Annotated in this window: 12 protein-coding genes and 1 pseudogene; 10 read left to right on the top strand and 3 right to left on the bottom strand. The window is 64.9% G+C overall.

The features are described 5' to 3' along the window. The first annotated feature begins 221 nt into the window (after positions 1 to 221). Both ilvD and H8A92_RS09990 read left to right on the top strand, forming a co-directional pair. Positions 222 to 1,946: a dihydroxy-acid dehydratase gene (gene ilvD, locus H8A92_RS09995; protein WP_229195650.1), complete on the top strand. Its 1,725-nt coding sequence runs from the start codon at positions 222 to 224 to the stop codon at positions 1,944 to 1,946. Further along, positions 1,933 to 2,769, top strand: a complete 837-nt coding sequence (locus tag H8A92_RS09990) for a tetratricopeptide repeat protein (RefSeq protein ID WP_163162191.1) — start codon at positions 1,933 to 1,935, stop codon at positions 2,767 to 2,769. The genes ilvD and H8A92_RS09990 overlap by 14 nt, the downstream gene beginning before the upstream one ends. A gap of 152 nt (positions 2,770 to 2,921) precedes the next feature. Here the strand turns inward: H8A92_RS09990 and xth are convergent, their stop codons facing one another. Further along, on the bottom strand, positions 2,922 to 3,719 hold the full coding sequence (gene xth, locus H8A92_RS09985; RefSeq protein WP_229195649.1) for an exodeoxyribonuclease III: 798 nt from the start codon (positions 3,717 to 3,719) through the stop codon (positions 2,922 to 2,924). A gap of 10 nt (positions 3,720 to 3,729) precedes the next feature. Beyond that, positions 3,730 to 4,188, bottom strand: coding sequence for a GNAT family N-acetyltransferase (locus tag H8A92_RS09980; protein WP_229195648.1), 459 nt, complete (start codon positions 4,186 to 4,188; stop codon positions 3,730 to 3,732). A 225-nt stretch (positions 4,189 to 4,413) separates the two neighbouring features. On the opposite strand from H8A92_RS09980, the gene H8A92_RS09975 reads away from it, so the two are divergent. Further along, positions 4,414 to 5,547, top strand: a complete 1,134-nt coding sequence (locus H8A92_RS09975; protein WP_229195647.1) for an efflux RND transporter periplasmic adaptor subunit — start codon at positions 4,414 to 4,416, stop codon at positions 5,545 to 5,547. Between the two features lie 3 nt (positions 5,548 to 5,550). Continuing rightward, positions 5,551 to 8,673 (top strand): efflux RND transporter permease subunit, encoded by a 3,123-nt coding sequence (locus H8A92_RS09970; RefSeq protein ID WP_229195646.1) that lies wholly within the window; start codon positions 5,551 to 5,553, stop codon positions 8,671 to 8,673. 50 nt (positions 8,674 to 8,723) lie between these two features. On the opposite strand, the gene erpA is transcribed toward H8A92_RS09970, so the two are convergent. Further along, complete coding sequence (erpA, locus tag H8A92_RS09965; RefSeq protein WP_092113974.1) at positions 8,724 to 9,053, bottom strand: iron-sulfur cluster insertion protein ErpA; 330 nt, start codon at positions 9,051 to 9,053, stop codon at positions 8,724 to 8,726. A gap of 137 nt (positions 9,054 to 9,190) precedes the next feature. On the opposite strand from erpA, the gene H8A92_RS09960 reads away from it, so the two are divergent. From H8A92_RS09960 to scpB, 6 genes and pseudogenes are all read left to right on the top strand, one after another. Next, the gene (locus tag H8A92_RS09960) at positions 9,191 to 10,399 is read left to right on the top strand and encodes a deoxyguanosinetriphosphate triphosphohydrolase (RefSeq protein ID WP_229195645.1); all 1,209 of its coding nucleotides are present in this window, start codon (positions 9,191 to 9,193) and stop codon (positions 10,397 to 10,399) included. A 9-nt stretch (positions 10,400 to 10,408) separates the two neighbouring features. Then, positions 10,409 to 12,205 (top strand): arginine--tRNA ligase, encoded by a 1,797-nt coding sequence (gene argS, locus H8A92_RS09955; RefSeq protein ID WP_229195644.1) that lies wholly within the window; start codon positions 10,409 to 10,411, stop codon positions 12,203 to 12,205. 118 nt (positions 12,206 to 12,323) lie between these two features. Further along, positions 12,324 to 13,805, top strand: a complete 1,482-nt coding sequence (locus H8A92_RS09950; protein ID WP_229195643.1) for an SPOR domain-containing protein — start codon at positions 12,324 to 12,326, stop codon at positions 13,803 to 13,805. Between the two features lie 46 nt (positions 13,806 to 13,851). Next, the gene (nagZ, locus tag H8A92_RS09945; protein ID WP_229195642.1) at positions 13,852 to 14,874 is read left to right on the top strand and encodes a beta-N-acetylhexosaminidase; all 1,023 of its coding nucleotides are present in this window, start codon (positions 13,852 to 13,854) and stop codon (positions 14,872 to 14,874) included. After that, positions 14,871 to 15,692 (top strand): segregation and condensation protein A, encoded by an 822-nt coding sequence (locus tag H8A92_RS09940; protein ID WP_097672191.1) that lies wholly within the window; start codon positions 14,871 to 14,873, stop codon positions 15,690 to 15,692. The genes nagZ and H8A92_RS09940 overlap by 4 nt, the downstream gene beginning before the upstream one ends. A 22-nt stretch (positions 15,693 to 15,714) precedes the next feature. Then, positions 15,715 to 16,617: pseudogene (scpB, locus tag H8A92_RS09935) on the top strand (SMC-Scp complex subunit ScpB); the annotation flags it as partial. Positions 16,618 to 16,724: the final 107 nt, after the last annotated feature.

Here is a 16,724-nt window from a genome sequence, read left to right as displayed (position 1 = left end):
GGTTGCCCAGCGGCCACGATTGTTGCGTTTTCGCAACTGTGTTTGAACATTTGACCCTAAACACAGCCGGTTGGTGGTTGCGCCGCTTTTTGGCCACACCCCGACATGAAAGGATATTCACCTAGCTGAATAGCCAGCGCTCCGACGACGGACATTTTTTCGGGTTCCGGCGTTGACAGAGGAAAAGAGCGCGGGAAACAGGGTCGCGATTGGACGCCAGGATGGACGCCAAGACGAACATCAAGGGCAGGCTGCCGAGCCGTCATGTGACGGAGGGCCCCGAGCGCGCACCGCATCGTTCCTACCTCTACGCGATGGGACTGACGACAGCCCAGATTCATCAACCCTTTGTCGGCGTTGCTTCATGTTGGAATGAAGCGGCCCCGTGCAACATTTCGCTGATGCGCCAGGCGCAGGCGGTGAAGAAGGGCGTCGCGTCGGCCGGCGGCACGCCGCGCGAGTTCTGCACCATTACCGTGACCGACGGCATCGCTATGGGCCATGACGGCATGCGTTCATCGCTGCCGTCGCGCGAATGCATCGCCGATTCGGTCGAACTGACCGTCCGCGGCCACTCCTATGACGCCTTGGTCGGGCTCGCCGGCTGCGACAAGTCGCTGCCGGGCATGATGATGGCGATGGTCCGCCTCAACGTTCCCTCGATCTTCATCTATGGCGGCTCGATCCTGCCGGGCAATTTCCGCGGCCAGCCGGTGACCGTGCAGGACATGTTCGAGGCGGTGGGCAAGCACTCGGTCGGCGCCATGTCGGACGAGGACCTCGACGAGATCGAGCGGGTGGCGTGCCCGTCGGCCGGTGCCTGCGGCGCCCAGTTCACCGCCAACACCATGGCGACCGTCTCCGAGGCGATCGGCCTGGCGCTGCCGTACTCGGCTGGGGCCCCGGCGCCTTACGAGATCCGCGACTCCTTCTGCGCCGCCGCCGGCGAGAAGGTGATGGAGCTGATCGAGAAAAACATCCGGCCCCGCGACATCGTCACCCGGGAAGCCCTTGAAAATGCTGCGGCCGTGGTTGCAGCCTCAGGTGGTTCGACCAATGCTGCGCTGCACCTGCCGGCGATCGCCCATGAATGCGGCATTAAATTCAATTTGTTCGACGTTGCCGAAATCTTCAAAAAGACTCCTTACGTCGCGGATTTGAAGCCGGGCGGCCGTTATGTTGCCAAAGACATGTTTGAAGTAGGTGGCATTCCGCTGCTGATGAAGACGCTGCTCGACAATGGCCACCTGCACGGGAATTGCCTGACCGTCACTGGCCGAACGATCGCCGAAAACCTCAAAAGCGTGAAATGGAATCCGCACCAGGATGTGGTGCGGCCCGCCGACAATCCGATCACCGTGACAGGTGGCGTTGTCGGGCTGAAGGGTAATCTCGCTCCGGAGGGTGCGATCGTGAAGGTCGCGGGAATGTCCAACCTGAAGTTCACCGGTCCGGCCCGGTGCTTCGACCGCGAGGAAGACGCCTTCGAGGCGGTGCAGAAGCGCACCTACAAGGAAGGCGAAGTGATTGTGATCCGCTACGAGGGGCCGAAGGGCGGTCCCGGCATGCGGGAGATGCTGGCGACCACGGCGGCGCTGACCGGGCAGGGGATGGGCGGCAAGATCGCCCTGATCACCGATGGCCGGTTCTCCGGCGCCACCCGTGGCTTCTGCATCGGACATATTGGACCTGAAGCGGCCGTCGGCGGGCCGATCGGGTTATTGCAGGACGGCGACATCATCGAGATCGATGCGGTCGCCGGCATTCTTAACGTAAAATTGAGCGACGCCGAGCTCGCAAATCGTAAGACCAAATGGGCCCCTCGGGCGACTAACCACACATCTGGTGCGCTGTGGAAGTACGCCGAACAAGTGGGGCCGGCGGTGGATGGCGCAGTCACCCATCCGGGTGGCGCGTACGAGAAACAGTGTTATGCGGACGTTTAAGCGTGCGATATTTGCGTTTGCGTTAGGGGCCATTCCGGTGGCGGGCCCCGGATTCGGATTCGACGGTGCCCCGGTCAGCCCCCAGGATACCGTTCTTCCGGTGGTCGCTCCGCAGCCCGGCACAGCCGCGGCACTGAAGCGGGCCGCGACGCCGGTTGCTCCGACGGCGACCGCGCCGACCTCCTCCTTCAGCACACTGCAGTACCAGGCCGAGGGCGGCCACCCGGTGGCGCAGTGGAAGCTCGGCAAGATGTACGCCGAGGGCGACGGCGTCATCCAGGATGACATGCGCGCCTTCGAGTATTTCAGCCGGATCGCCAATGCGCATGCCGAGGACTCGCCGTCGGCGCCGCAGGCCTCGATCGTGGCCAACGCCTTCGTGGCGCTCGGCCGCTACTATCTGAGCGGCATTCCCAATTCCAAGGTGAAGGCGGACACCGAGCGGGCGCGGGAGATGTTCTCCTACGCCGCGTCCTATTTCGGCAATGCCGACGCCCAGTACGACCTTGCCCGGCTGTACCTGAAGACACCGGACGCCTCGCGGGACGATTTCCGCTATGGCGCGCGCTGGCTGGGCCTTGCCGCCCAGAAGGGCCAGCATCAGGCGCAGGCGCTGCTTGGCCAGATGCTGTTCAACGGCGACCGGCTGCCGCCGCAGCGGGCACGCGGCCTGATGTGGCTGACGCTCGCGCGCGACAGCGCGACGCCGGAAGAGGCCTGGATCAAGGAAAGCTACAACCGGGCGATCGCCAAGGCGTCCGAAGACGATCGCGCCATGGCGTTGCAGATGCTCGAGCACTGGGTGCAGGGCCGCCGCGATTAAAGCATGATCCGGAAAAGTGCGAAGCGGTTTTCCGAAAAGATCATGCTCAAACAAAGAGCTAAAGCGCGATGACGATTCGACCTCATCTCATCGCGCTTTAGAGGTCGCCGGGACTGATACCCGGGGCCTGCGGGTCGCTTGGCCGGCAAGGCTCAGGCGGTCTCGAGATCGAGATCGGCCCAGACCGGAACGTGGTCGGACGGCTTCTCCCAGGCGCGGACATAGCTGTCGATGCCGACATCGATCAGCCGGTCGCTGGCCTGCGGCGACATCAAGAGATGGTCGATGCGCAGGCCCCAGTTCTTCTGCCAGGCACCGGCCTGATAATCCCAGAAGGTGTACTGGCCGGGCTCGTCATTGACCGCGCGCAGCGCATCGGTGAGGCCGAGGCCGAGCAGCGACTGGAAGGCCTCGCGGGTCGCGGGGCGAAACAGCGCATCGTCGGCCCAGGCGGCCGGATTGTAGACGTCGAGGGCGGCCGGAATGACGTTGAAGTCGCCGGCCAGGATCAGCGGCTCCTCGGCCTTGAGCCGTTCCCGCGTGTACTCAAGAAGCCGCGACATCCATTTGAGCTTGTAGGGATATTTGTCGGTGTTCGCAGGGTTGCCATTGGGCAGGTAAAGACACGCGACCCGCACCACGCCCTGTTTCAGCGTGACGACGCCTTCGAGGAAGCGGGCATGGGCGTCCTCGTCGTCGCCGGCGAGACCCGACTTGGTCTCGTCGAACGGCAGCTTGGAGAGCAGCGCGACGCCGTTGAAGGTCTTCTGACCGTGGGTGACGACATTATACCCCAGGGCCTCGACCTCGAGCCGCGGGAATGCGTCGTCGACGCATTTGATCTCCTGCAGGCAGACGATGTCGGGGGAACACTCCTTCAGCCAGGCGACCAGAAGTTCGATCCGTTGCCGGACCGAGTTGACGTTCCACGTAGCGATGCGAACTGCCATCGGGCATCCTTCATTGAATGGGGCGCGCAACCGGGCGCCCCGCTTGGACCAAGCGTTTCCGCATCTCGATGTGTGGGATGCCGGCCTCCTCGAATTCGAGGCCGACCCGCGCGAAGCCGACGCGCGCGTAGAACGGCTCCGCCTGCGTCTGCGCGTTCAGGATCAGTTCGGGATAGCCGAGTTCGGCGGCCTTGGCCATCAGCGCATCCAGCACCCGCGCGCCTATACCCGTGCCGCGGGCCGCCTTGAGCACCGCCATCCGGCCGATATGACCGTCGGGCAAAAGCCGACCGGTGGCCACTGGCGCGCCGTCGTCGGCAAACGCCAGCGCGTGCCAGCTCGAGGTGTCCATGTCGTCCCATTCCAGTTCCATCGGCACGCCCTGTTCCTCGACAAAGACGCTGGTGCGAATCGCACGGGAGCGCTCGCGGGCTTCTTCCCAGGTGCAGATGAGGACCGAGGCGGACATCAGGTCGTGATTCGGAAAGCTCGACGAAGCGACACGGTATGCCCGAATTTCCTGCGCTGCGCACGCCGGGGACCGGACCAAGGCCGCACTATTTCACTTTGGTGGCATACCATGGGCGATCGGCCTGTGCTAACCCTCTCCGGAAACAAGGCGTAACAATTGCCGACGGGGAGTTGCGAAGCGTTCCGGCCCGCAAGGGAAGCCGGCAGCGCACGTGCAAAACTTATGAAAAAACGCAATTTGGTTCTGACTGTTGCTGTTCTCGGCATTGCGGCCGGGGCGGCTTACATGACCCGCGCTTCATGGATGGGCGGCGGTGCCGCCACCACGCAAGGGATCCCGCGGCCCCGTGTGGTCTCGGTCGATCTCGCCAGGGCGGAACGCAAATCGGTGCCGGTCGATGTCGATGCGATCGGACAGGTGACGCCGGTCTCCAGCGTGGCGCTGAAGTCGCGGCTCGAGACCACCATCGTCTCGGTGCATTTCGAGGACGGCGCCAGGGTCAACGAAGGCGACCTGCTGTTCATGCTCGACGCGCGGCAGATCGACGCCCAGATCGAGCAGGCCGAGGGCGTCCTCGCGCGCGACCACGCCCAGCTCGAGGGCGCGCAGCGCGATCTCCGCCGCTACACGGAGCTCGTCGGCAAGGGCGCGACCACCCAGGTCAATCTCGACAATGCCAAGACCCAATCCGATGTCCTGATCGGCACCATCAAGGCCGACCAGTTCGCGCTGGAAAATCTCCGCGTCCAGAAGAGCTACACCGTGATCCGCGCACCGTTCGCAGGCCGGATCAGCGCCGCCAACGTCAAGGTCGGGAACTTCGTTCGCCCCGCCGACACCCAGCCGCTCGCGGTCATCAACCAGATGGCGCCGGTCTATGTCACCTTCGCGATCCCGCAGCGTGCGCTGGTCGATCTGCGCGATGCCATGGGGAAGGGGGATCCCAAGGTGATCGCGACGATTCCCGGCCATCAGCGTTCCGAGAGCGGCAAGGTCGCGATGGTCGAGAACGCCGTCGATGCGACCACCGGCATGGTGACCGTGCGCGGCATCATGAACAATGCGAGCGAGACGCTGTGGCCCGGCACCATCGTGCAGACCAAGCTGATCATCCGCAGCGAGGACGCGGTCGTGGTGCCGACGGTTGCAGTCCAGCGCAGCCAGAACGGCAATTTCGTCTTCATCGTCAAGGATGGCGTCGCCAAGGTCCAGCCGGTCAAGGTCGATCGCACCTTTCAGGGTTCATCGGTGATATCGGAAGGTTTGGCGGGCGAAGAAAGCGTCGTCGTCGACGGCCAGTTGCTGCTGTCGGAGGGATCGCGGGTCGAGCTGCGGGCGCGCAGGGCCGGAGCCTGACCGATGACGCTATCCGAGCTCTGCATCCGCCGCCCGGTCATGACGACGCTGATCACGGCGTCGATCATCGCATTCGGCGTGTTCGGGTTCCGCCTGCTGCCGGTCTCGGCGCTGCCCAAGGTGGACTTCCCGACCATTGCGGTCACGGCCACGCTGCCCGGCGCCAGCGCCGACACCATGGCGGCTTCGGTCGCCGGCATCATCGAGCGTCAGCTCTCGACCATTGCCGGCATCTCGTCAATGAACTCGAACTCGTCACAGGGCACGAGCGTCATCACGATTCAGTTCGACCTCAACCGCAACATCGACGCAGCCGCACTCGACGTGCAGACGGCATTGACGATCGCGCAGCGCCGGCTGCCGATCGAGATGACGATCCCGCCGAGCTTCCGGAAAGTGAACCCGGCGGACTTCCCGGTGCTGTTCGTCTCGCTGGGATCGGCGACGCTGCCGCTCTCGGCGGTCAATGAATATGGTGACATCACGATCGGGCAGGCGCTGTCGCAGCTGCCGGGCGTTGCGCAAGTGCTGATCTACGGCGCGCAGAAATTTGCGATCCGTGTCCAGGCCGATCCGGAGGCCGCGGCTGCCCGCGGCGTCTCGATGGAGGATATCCGCGCCGCGGTGTCGCGCGCCAACTCCTCGACGCCGGTCGGCACGCTGAACGGCCCCAAGCAGGACGTCGCGCTGCAGGCTTCCGGCCAGATGGACAAGGCGGCCGACTACCGCCAGATCTATGTCGCCTGGCGCAACGGCTCGCCGGTCCGGCTCGACGAGATCGCCAAGGTCTATGACAGCGTCGAGAACGACAAGATCGCGACCTGGATGAACGACGAGCGGGCGATCGTGCTCGCGATCCAGAAGCAGCCCGACGCAAATACGGTGGCGGTGGTCGACGCCGTGCTGGCCAAGCTGCCGTCGCTGCGCGCCGCGATCCCGCCCTCGGTGACCATGCAGGTCATGATGGACCGCTCGGTCTCGATTCGGCAGGCGGTCAGCGACGTCGAGGAGACCCTGCTGATCGCAGTCGCTCTCGTGATCCTGGTGATCTTCCTGTTCCTGCGCTCGGCGTCCGCAACCTTCATTCCGGCCCTGGCGGTGCCGATCTCGCTGTTCGGCACCTGCGCGGTGATGTACGCGCTGGACTACTCCATCAACAACATGACGCTGCTGGCGCTGACGCTCTCGGTCGGCTTCGTGGTCGACGACGCCATCGTCATGCTGGAGAACATCGTTCGCCACATCGAGCACGGCATGAAGCCGTTCGAGGCGGCGCTGAAGGGCGCCCGCGAAATCGGCTTTACCATCATCTCGATCACCTTCTCGCTGATCGCCGTGTTCATCCCGGTGCTGCTGATGGGCGGCATCGTCGGCCGCGTGTTCCGCGAATTCGCAGTCACGATCTCGGTCGCGATCATCGTCTCCGGCTTCGTGTCGCTGACCTTGACGCCGATGCTGTGCGCCCGCGTGCTGCGCGCGCATGATGCGACCAAGCGACCGAACATCGTGCTGCGCGCGTTCGAGGCGATGTTCGAAGCCTGGCTGCGCGCCTATGAATGGGCGCTGGACTGGGTGCTGGCCAAGAAGGCGCTGATGCTGGTGGTCACGCTGGCGACGCTCGGCGGCACCGTCTATCTCTACATGATCGTGCCGAAGGGCTTCTTCCCGCAGGAGGACACCGGCTTCCTGATCGGCGTGACGGAGGCCGCGACCGACACCTCGTTCGAGGCGATGAAGGTGCGCCAGCAGGCGCTGGTCGATGTGATGCGCACCGATCCGGCAATCGACTACATCAATTCCACCGTTGGTTCCGGCGGTCCCAATCCGACCACCAATTACGGCCGGCTATTCATCGCGCTGAAGCCGCAGAAGACCCGCGACAACGCCACCGTGGTGATCGGGCGGCTGCGCCAGAAGGCGCGCGAGATCCCGGGCATGCAGGCGTTCTTCCAGAGCGTGCAGAACCTCAACATCGGCGGCCGCATCTCGAAGAGCCAGTATCAGTATGTGATGCAGAGCGGCGACACCGAGGCGCTGTATCGGCTGGCGCCGGAGATGCGCGACAAGATCGAGAAGATCCCGGGCCTGCTCGACGTCACCACCGACCTCTACATCAAGAACCCGCAGATGACGGTCGACATCGACCGCGAGAAAGCGGCGGTCTACGGCGTCACCGTCGATCAGGTCCGTAATCAGCTCTACAATGCCTACGGCGCGCGGCAGGTCGGCACCATCTACATGCCGTCGAACGACTACCAGATCATCCTGGAGGTGCAGCCGCAGTTCCGCGTCGATCCGTCCGATCTGTCGAAGCTCTACATGAAGACCGCGAACGGCCAGACCATTCCGCTCGATGCGGTGGCGCGGCTCGTGCCGTCGGTCGGGCCGCTGCAGATCAACCACCAGGGCCAGCAGCCGGCGGTGACGATCTCGTTCAACCTCGCGCCCGGCAATTCGCTCGGCTACGCCGTCGACAAGATCACCGAGCTCGAGCAGACCGCAAATCTGCCGCCGACGATCGCGACCGGATTCTCCGGCACCGCGCAGGTGTTCCAGGATTCGCTGCGCGGGCAGGGCGTGCTGATCCTCGCCGCGGTGTTCGCGGCCTTCGTGATCCTCGGCATTCTCTATGAGAGCTTCATCCACCCGATCACGATCATCTCCGGCCTGCCGTCGGCCGGCATCGGCGCGATCCTGACGCTGATGCTGTTCGGGATGGAGCTGTCTGTGATCGCGATGATCGGCATCGTGATGCTGGTCGGCATCGTCAAGAAGAACGCCATCATGATGGTCGACTTCGCGCTGGAGCGCCGCCGCGTCGGCCTCAGCGCCGAGCACGCGATCCGCGAGGCGGCGCTGCTGCGCTTCCGTCCGATCATGATGACGACGTTCGCGGCGATCTTCGGCACGCTGCCGATCGCGCTCGGCGCGGGCGCCGGCGCCGAACTGCGTCAGCCGCTCGGCGTCGCCGTGGTCGGCGGCCTCTGCGTGTCGCAACTGCTGACGCTGTTCATCACGCCGGTGATCTACATCTATCTCGACCGCATCGACCGCAGGCTGCGGCGCAAGCTCGATCCGCAGGCCGAGGGCGACGTCGAGCGGCCGCAGGTGATCGCGGCGGAATAGCCGGTCTGTCGGCGGACCGGATTCCGGTTCGCCTCGGAAAGCTGCGTCAGTTAGATCGAGAAGCTGGTGCCGCAGCCGCAGGAGGCGGTGGCGTTCGGGTTGACGACGCGGAACGAGGCGCCGATCAAATCATCGACGAAGTCGACTTCCGAGCCCGCCAAGAACGGGACCGAGGCGGGATCGATCAGCACCACCGCGCTGTCGCGTTCGATCACGAGGTCGTCATCGGCCTGGGTGCGCTCGACGTCGAACTTGTACTGGAAACCGGAGCAGCCGCCGCCCTCGACGGAAATGCGCAGCTTGGCGCCGCCGCCTTCCTTGCTGAGGATTTGCCCGATGCGGCGGGCGGCCCGTTCGCTGACGGTGATGGCAGCAGTCATATCGGTCTCCGAAACCTTATCTCGGCATGATCTGATCGGATCATACCCGGCGTCATTGCCAATTCATTTGGTACGCCGCTTCAGTCATAGTTAAGTGCGTCGGACCATGGAATCAAATGGATAAGGACTAAAATACCGTGTCGGTCGGAATGGCTGCCCCCCGCGCGCCTTATGCCTGCGATCCCGACCGCAGCCGTGGCCGGCTGGTCACGGAGCCGCCGAGCCGGACCCGCAGCCCGTTCCGGCGCGATTGCGACCGGGTGATCCACTCGACCGCATTCCGCCGCCTCAAGCACAAGACCCAGGTCTTCGTCTTCCACGAGGGCGATCACTACCGCACCAGGCTGACCCATTCGCTGGAGGTCGCTCAGATCGCCCGCGCGCTGGCCCGCCAGCTCGGCGTCGACGAGGACCTGACCGAAACATTGGCGCTCGCCCACGACCTCGGCCATCCGCCATTCGGACATGCCGGGGAGCGCGCGCTCGACGAATGCCTGAAAGATGACGGCGGCTTCGACCACAATGCGCAGACGCTGCGCGTCGTCACCTCGCTGGAGCATCGCTACCCCGAATTCGGTGGGCTGAACCTGACTTGGGAATCGCTCGAGGGGATCGTCAAGCACAACGGCCCGCTCACCGGGCGCAATGGCGCGCCGGCCGGCCGCTATCTGGAAAGCGGCATTCCGGTCGGGATCGCCGATTACAACAACACCTACGATCTCGAACTCTGGAGCTATGCCTCGCTCGAAGCGCAGATCGCGGCCTTCGCCGACGATATCGCCTATGACGCCCACGACATCGACGACGGCCTGCGCGCCGGCCTGTTCGCGGTCGACGACCTCAAGGAGATGCCGCTGACCGCGGAGATCATCGCCGAGATTGACCGGCACTATCCTGATCTCGACGAGGTCCGGCGCGGTGCCGAGCTGGTGCGTGAGCTGATCTCACATTTCATCACCGCTGTGTTCGACGAGGCGACCCGGCGCCTGGCGGCCGCCCAGCCGCAATCGGCCCAGGACGTGCGCCACCACGACGCGCCGCTGATCGCGTTTCCGCCCGAGGTGGCCGAACAGGAGGCGGCGATCAAGGCGTTCCTGTTCCGGCGGATGTATCGCCATCCGCGGGTGATGCTGGTCATGCGGGAAGCAGAGCAGGTGGTCCGCAATCTCTTCGAGCGCTACCGCCAGTCGCCCGGCGACCTGCCGGCGGAATGGATCGAGGGGAGCGTGCAGGAGACCGCCGGCGCACGGAACAGGCGGATCGGCAATTTCATTGCCGGGATGACCGACCGTTTCGCCCTGATCGAGCACCAAAGGCTTTTTGACTCGACCCCGGATTTGCGTTAGCGCCCTGCCATGGCCGACACCACTGCTTCACCACACCTTTTTGCCGACATGCTGACGCGCGTGCACGCGATCTGTGCCGCTGTCGCAACCGAGGACAACTGGCCCGCGGGCATCGATCTGTCCCGTGTCGTGGTGGAGCCGCCGCGCGATGCCAGCCACGGCGACATGGCGACCAATGCGGCGATGGTGCTTGCCAAGGATGCCAAGGCCAAGCCGCGCGAGCTCGCCGACAAGATCGCCGAGCGGCTGCGTGCCGACGCGCTGGTGGCCTCCGTCGATGTCGCCGGTCCCGGCTTCATCAACCTGACCCTGAAGCCGCAGGTCTGGGCGGACGCGCTGCGCGCCGTGCTTGCTGCCGGCTCCGCGTTTGGACGCAGCGACATCGGCAAGGCCGAGAAGGTCAACGTCGAATACGTCTCGGCCAACCCGACCGGGCCGATGCATGTCGGCCACTGCCGTGGCGCCGTGTTCGGCGACGCGCTGTGCAGCCTGCTGCAATTCGCGGGCTTCGACGTCTGCCGCGAATACTACATCAACGACGCCGGCGCCCAGGTCGACGTGCTCGCGCGCTCGGCGTTCCTGCGCTACCGCGAGGCGCTCGGTGAGGACATCGGCGCGATCCCGGAAGGGCTCTATCCCGGCGATTACCTCGTGCCGGTCGGCGAGGCGCTGGCCAAGGAATATGGCGCCAGGCTGCTCGACATGAAGGAAGCTGCGTGGCTGCCGATCGTGCGCGACAAGGCGATCGCCATGATGATGGAGATGATCAAGGGCGATCTCGCCGCGCTCAACATCCATCACGACGTGTTCTTCTCCGAGCGCTCGCTGATCACGTCAGGCAACAACAAGGTTGCCGAGACCATCGATTTCCTGCGCGCCAAGGGTGACATCTACGAGGGCCGCCTGCCGCCGCCGAAGGGCAAGCCGGTCGAGGATTACGAAGACCGCGAGCAGTCGCTGTTCCGCGCCACCGCCTATGGCGATGACGTCGATCGTCCGCTGATCAAGTCGGACGGCTCGTACACCTACTTCGCATCCGACATCGCCAACCACCGCAACAAGTTCGAGCGCGGCTTCATCAACCTGATCGATGTGTTCGGCGCCGATCACGGCGGCTACATCAAGCGCATGCAGGCGGCCGTGAAGGCGGTGACCGCCGGCAGGGCTGCGCTCGACGTCAAGATCGTGCAGCTCGTGAAATTGCTGCGCGACGGCGAGCCGGTGAAGATGTCGAAACGGTCAGGCGATTTCGTCACGCTGCGCGAAGTCGTCGACGAGGTCGGCTCGGACGCGGTGCGGTTCATGATGCTGTTCCGCAAGAACGACGCGGTGCTCGATTTCGACCTCGCCAAGGTGATCGAGCAGTCAAAGGACAATGCCGTCTTCTACGTCCAGTACGGTCACGCCCGCGGCCATTCGATCTTCCGCAACGCGCGGGAAGAGGCGGTTCCGGATCTGCCAGAGACCGACGAAGCCCGGCTGGCCTATCTGCGCAACGCTGCGGTCGAGCGCCTGACCGACCCGGCCGAGCTCGATCTGCTCAAGCGCCTTGCGCTCTATCCCCGGATGATTGAAGCTGCGGCGGTGGCACACGAGCCGCACCGAATCGCTTTTTATCTATATGATTTGGCCAGTGAATTTCATGCGCTTTGGACCAAGGGGCGCGATTTGCCCTATTTACGCTTCATTATCAATAATGATGCAGAGATCACGAGGGCGCGACTGGCAATGGTTCAGGGCGTCGTCTCGGTTCTGGCATCGGGCTTAGCTGTTCTAGGCGTCCACGCTCCGACCGAGATGCGGTAGGCAGGGGCATTAGGCCCTCACGAGTGGGGATTTGTGAGGGCATCTGGCAGGGGCCAACTCGTTCGGACCGGCTGTGCCGGCGATCTTGGCGCTGTCCCGAAGGGGATGCATCATCACGATGGCTGATCGATATCAGGACCGAAATTTTTCCGCCGACACGGCCTCCAGGGCCGAGAGCGATCCACTCGCCGAACTGGCCCGGCTGATCGGCCAGACGGATCCGTTCGGCGCCGCCAACAAGCCGCCGCCGCGCCCGCTGCAGTCGCGCGCCAATGCACGGCCGCAACAGTACGAGCCCGAGGCTGAAGAGGACAACGCGCCGCCGGCCGGCCCGCCGCCCTGGATGCAGCGCGCGCGGCAGGAGACTGTCGTTCCGCCGCCGGTTCAGCCACCGCCCGTGCAGCACACCGAGTACGAAGAGCCGGAGCAGGACTACCAGCCGAGCCCGGTGCATCCGTTGCACCGCTATGCGGCGCAGCAGCCGCCGCAGCGCGCGCCCGAGCCGGTGGCACCCTATCGGCCGGTCGAAGCCCTGCGGCAGCCTGAGGCATTTGACGACGAGCCACATTATCAGAGCGCCGGTCATGAGCAGGATCCGTCGCGCTATGATGACGCGCTGTACGGCCAGCTCGAAGCCGGCGAACAGGATCTGCAGCGCGATCCGGCTTATCCGGAGGATCCCTATGCCTATGAGGCGTATGAGGAGGAACCCGAACCGCGCAAGCGGAGTAGCGGCCTGATCACGGTCGCCGCGGTGGTGGCGCTTGCGGTGGTCGGTACCGGCGCTGCGCTCGCCTATCGCAACTACGTCGGCTCGCCCCGCACCGGTGAACCGCCGATCATCAAGGCCGACAACACGCCCACCAAGGTGATCCCGGCCCAGGCCGATGCGCCGGCCAAGACGCCGGACCGCATGGCGACGGGAGACGGCACCGAGAAGATCGTGTCGCGTGAAGAAGCCCCGGTCGACGTCAACTCGAAGACCGCCGGACCGCGCGTGGTGTTTCCGCCGTTGAACGCGAATGCAAATCCGCCGCCGGTCGCCAGCGTGCAGACGGCGCAGCCTGCGCCGGCGCCGCTCACCGCGAACGGGACCTTGCCGAACAACGAGCCACGCAAGATCCGCACCCTTTCGGTCAAGGGCGAAACCCCCGACGGCACGCAGGCCGCGGTCGCTGCACCGGCCAAGCCGCCGGCAGCTGCAAAACCGCCGATCTCGCGCGGCAATCCGGCAGCGGCCAATGCCAGCGTGAATGCACCGATGTCGCTGGCCCCCGGCCAGGCTGACGCCGCTCCGGCTGCGCCTCCGACCCGGGTGGCGTCGACCTCGACCGCCTCGGTCGGCGGTGGTGGATATCTGGTCCAGGTATCGTCGCAGAAGAACGAGGCGGACGCGCAATCGTCCTATCGGACGCTGCAGGGTAAATATCGCAACGTGCTCGGTTCGCAGCCTTTGGTGGTGAAACGCGTCGACCTCGGCGAGAAGGGCGTCTACTACCGCGCCTTCGCCGGCCCGTTCGCGTCCTCGGACGAGGCAAACCAAGTGTGCCGAAGCCTGATGTCGGCCGGTGGGCCGCAGTGCCTCATCCAAAGAAATTAAAGGCCGTTTCCTTGACCCGTGAGCTGCATACGGCCTAATCGGCCGAATGACGAACCGCGCATTCATCACGGGCGTATCCGGGCTGATCCTCAACGACGCAGAACGCGAATTCATTCGCGCCGAGCGACCATGGGGCTTCATCCTGTTCAAGCGCAACATCGAGAATCCTGCCCAAGTGGCCGCTCTTGTTGGGGAACTCAGGTCCACCGCGGGCATGGCCGATGCGCCGATCCTGATCGACCAGGAGGGCGGTCGGGTGCAGCGGCTCGGCCCGCCGCACTGGCCGGTTTATCCGCCCGGCGCGAGCTTCAGCGCGCTTTACGACCTCGACCCGAAGCTTGGCCTGAGCGCGGCCCGGCTCAGCTCGCGGCTGATTGCAGCCGACCTGATCGACCTCGGAATCACGGTCGATTGCCTGCCTTTGGCCGACGTTCCGGTGGCGGGGGCGGATGCGGTGATCGGCAATCGGGCCTATGGAACCGAACCGGGCAAGGTCGCGGCGATCGCGCGTGCTGTCACCGAGGGGCTGGAACAGGGCGGCGTGCTGCCGGTTCTCAAGCATATGCCCGGCCATGGCCGGGCCACCGCGGACAGCCATTTCCGGCTTCCGACGGTCGATACCGCCGAATCCGAGCTGGAACGGAGCGATTTTGCCGCGTTTCAGCCGCTGGCTGACCTGCCGATGGCCATGACTGCACATGTTGTGTTTAGCGCGCTGGACCCCGTCCATCCGGCGACGACTTCTGCGACAATCATCGAACAGGTGATTCGCGGCCTGATCGGGTTTCAGGGTTTGTTGATGAGTGATGACGTGTCGATGAATGCGCTGGCCGGATCAATTGCCGAACGGACCCGCGCCATCGTCAGCGCCGGCTGCGACATGGTTCTGCACTGCAACGGCAATATCGACGAGATGCGCGACGTCGCGCGGGAGACGCCGGAACTGACCGGCAAGGCGCTTGAGCGAGCCAAGGCGACGCTCGCCGCGCGCAGGCCGCCCCAGCCGCTCGACCGGCAGGCGGCGCGGGCTGAACTGGATGCGTTGTTGGATCGGGTAGGGACGGCATGACCGCTGAAATTCTATCGTTTGAGACCGGGCGGCCGGCCGACCTCGCCGATGGCGAACCGGCGCTGGTGGTCGACGTCGAGGGGTATGAAGGCCCGCTTGACCTGTTGTTGACGCTGGCGCGCCAGCAGAAGGTCGACCTGTCGAAGATCTCGATCCTTGCGCTCGCCGACCAGTATCTTTCGTTCATCGAGGCGGCGCGCAAGATTCGCCTCGAACTCGCCGCCGACTATCTGGTGATGGCGGCCTGGCTCGCGTTCCTGAAGTCACGGCTGTTGCTGCCCGAACCACCGACCGCGGAGGGCCCGAGCGCCGAGGAAATGGCAACCGCGCTCGCCAACCAGCTGCGCCGTCTGGAGGCGATCCGCGAGGCGGCGAACCGGCTGATGAACCGGCCGCAGTTCCAGCGCGATATTTTTCCGCGCGGCAATCCGGAATCGATCGCCGAGATCAAGCACCCGAAGTTCACCGCAACCCTGTACGACCTGCTGTCGGCCTATGCCACGCAGCGCGCGTCACGCGTGCTGACCTCGGTGCATCTGGCCAAGCGGACCGTGTGGTCGCTGGCGGAAGCGCGCGCCTCGCTGGAGCGGCTGGTCGGCCTCGCCGAGGACTGGAGCTGCCTCGACGAGTACCTGATGAACTACGTCGCCGATCCCAAGCAGAAGGCGACGGTGTTCGCATCGAGCTTTGCTGCGGCCCTCGAACTGGTTCGCGAAGGCGAGATGGAAATCAACCAGAAGCAGGCGTTCGCGCCGATCTATTTCCGAAAGCGTCAAGCGCAGGCCGCAATGGCAGCGCCGGACCTGTCGGTTGAGTAAGTGGAAGAAGGAGAGCAAGCCCATGGCAAGCTTGGCGGAAGTGCGCAGAGACGAGCCCGAGGAGGAGATTTCTCCTATGGATCATCCGGTAGCGCGTCCTGAGGAATTGCGGCTCCTGGAAGCCCTGTTGTTCGCGTCGGCGGAGCCGATCGATCAGGCAACGCTCGCAAAGCGGATGCCCGACGGCGTCGATATCAAGCAGGCGCTCGCGCAGTTGCAGGCGGAATATGCCCCGCGCGGCGTGAATCTCGTGCGCGTCGCCAACAAATGGACGTTCCGCACCGCGGGCGATCTGTCGTGGCTGATGACGCGCGAGAGCACCGAGACCCGGAAACTGTCGCGTGCAGCGATCGAGGTGCTGGCGATCATCGCCTATCACCAGCCGGTGACCCGTGCCGAGATCGAAGAGATTCGCGGTGTGGTCACGTCGAAGGGCACGATCGACGTGCTGCTCGAGACCGGCTGGATCCGCCCGCGCGGCCGCCGCAAGACGCCAGGCCGTCCGTTGACGTTCGGAACCACCGACGGGTTCCTGTCGCAGTTCAGCCTGGAAGCGCTCGGCGATCTGCCGGGACTCGAGGAACTGAAGGGCACCGGTCTGCTCGACTCGCGCCTGCCGACCGGCTTTTCCGTTCCGTCGCCGTCGGATGACGCGACGCTGCGGGAGGACGAGGAGCCGCTCGAGCCCGGCGATACGCTGGAACTTCTGCTGGCGCCGGCTGTCGAGCCGGAAGCGGAGGAACCGAAGCCTGAGGCCGAAGCGGCTGCCGAGGTTGAGTCCGCCGAGGTGGACGTGACGGCCGAAGCCGAAATCGAAGCCGAAGCGGAAGCGGAAGCTGCCGCCGAGGTGGACGCGGCCGAGCCCGACGCTGGTGAGCCGGACGAGCGCGCCGACCACGCGGGCGATGAGGACGACGCCGAGGACAGGGGCGAATAGCCCCAAATATTCCCGGTTAAGCCTAGCAATATTACGTAGCCGCGACAGCGATTTGCCGCGGCCGAGGTCCTTGTTTTTGACACCCCGCGGGCCTA

The sequence above is a fragment of the Bradyrhizobium acaciae genome (assembly GCF_020889785.1).
GTDB lineage: Bacteria > Pseudomonadota > Alphaproteobacteria > Rhizobiales > Xanthobacteraceae > Bradyrhizobium > Bradyrhizobium acaciae.
The sequence above is the reverse complement of the archived record's forward strand: the minus strand, read 5'-3'. Positions and strand labels throughout refer to the sequence as shown.

What these genes read in the sequence shown, in the direction of transcription:
- xth (WP_229195649.1), bottom strand. Translation starts at nt 3,719, where the DNA reads ATGGCAGTTCGCATCGCTACGTGGAACGTCAACTCGGTCCGGCAACGG.
- H8A92_RS09950 (WP_229195643.1), top strand. Translation starts at nt 12,324, where the DNA reads ATGGCTGATCGATATCAGGACCGAAATTTTTCCGCCGACACGGCCTCC.
- H8A92_RS09970 (WP_229195646.1), top strand. Translation starts at nt 5,551, where the DNA reads ATGACGCTATCCGAGCTCTGCATCCGCCGCCCGGTCATGACGACGCTG.
- H8A92_RS09980 (WP_229195648.1), bottom strand. Translation starts at nt 4,188, where the DNA reads ATGTCCGCCTCGGTCCTCATCTGCACCTGGGAAGAAGCCCGCGAGCGC.
- H8A92_RS09990 (WP_163162191.1), top strand. Translation starts at nt 1,933, where the DNA reads ATGCGGACGTTTAAGCGTGCGATATTTGCGTTTGCGTTAGGGGCCATT.
- ilvD (WP_229195650.1), top strand. Translation starts at nt 222, where the DNA reads ATGGACGCCAAGACGAACATCAAGGGCAGGCTGCCGAGCCGTCATGTG.
- nagZ (WP_229195642.1), top strand. Translation starts at nt 13,852, where the DNA reads ATGACGAACCGCGCATTCATCACGGGCGTATCCGGGCTGATCCTCAAC.
- H8A92_RS09975 (WP_229195647.1), top strand. Translation starts at nt 4,414, where the DNA reads ATGAAAAAACGCAATTTGGTTCTGACTGTTGCTGTTCTCGGCATTGCG.
- argS (WP_229195644.1), top strand. Translation starts at nt 10,409, where the DNA reads ATGGCCGACACCACTGCTTCACCACACCTTTTTGCCGACATGCTGACG.
- H8A92_RS09940 (WP_097672191.1), top strand. Translation starts at nt 14,871, where the DNA reads ATGACCGCTGAAATTCTATCGTTTGAGACCGGGCGGCCGGCCGACCTC.
- erpA (WP_092113974.1), bottom strand. Translation starts at nt 9,053, where the DNA reads ATGACTGCTGCCATCACCGTCAGCGAACGGGCCGCCCGCCGCATCGGG.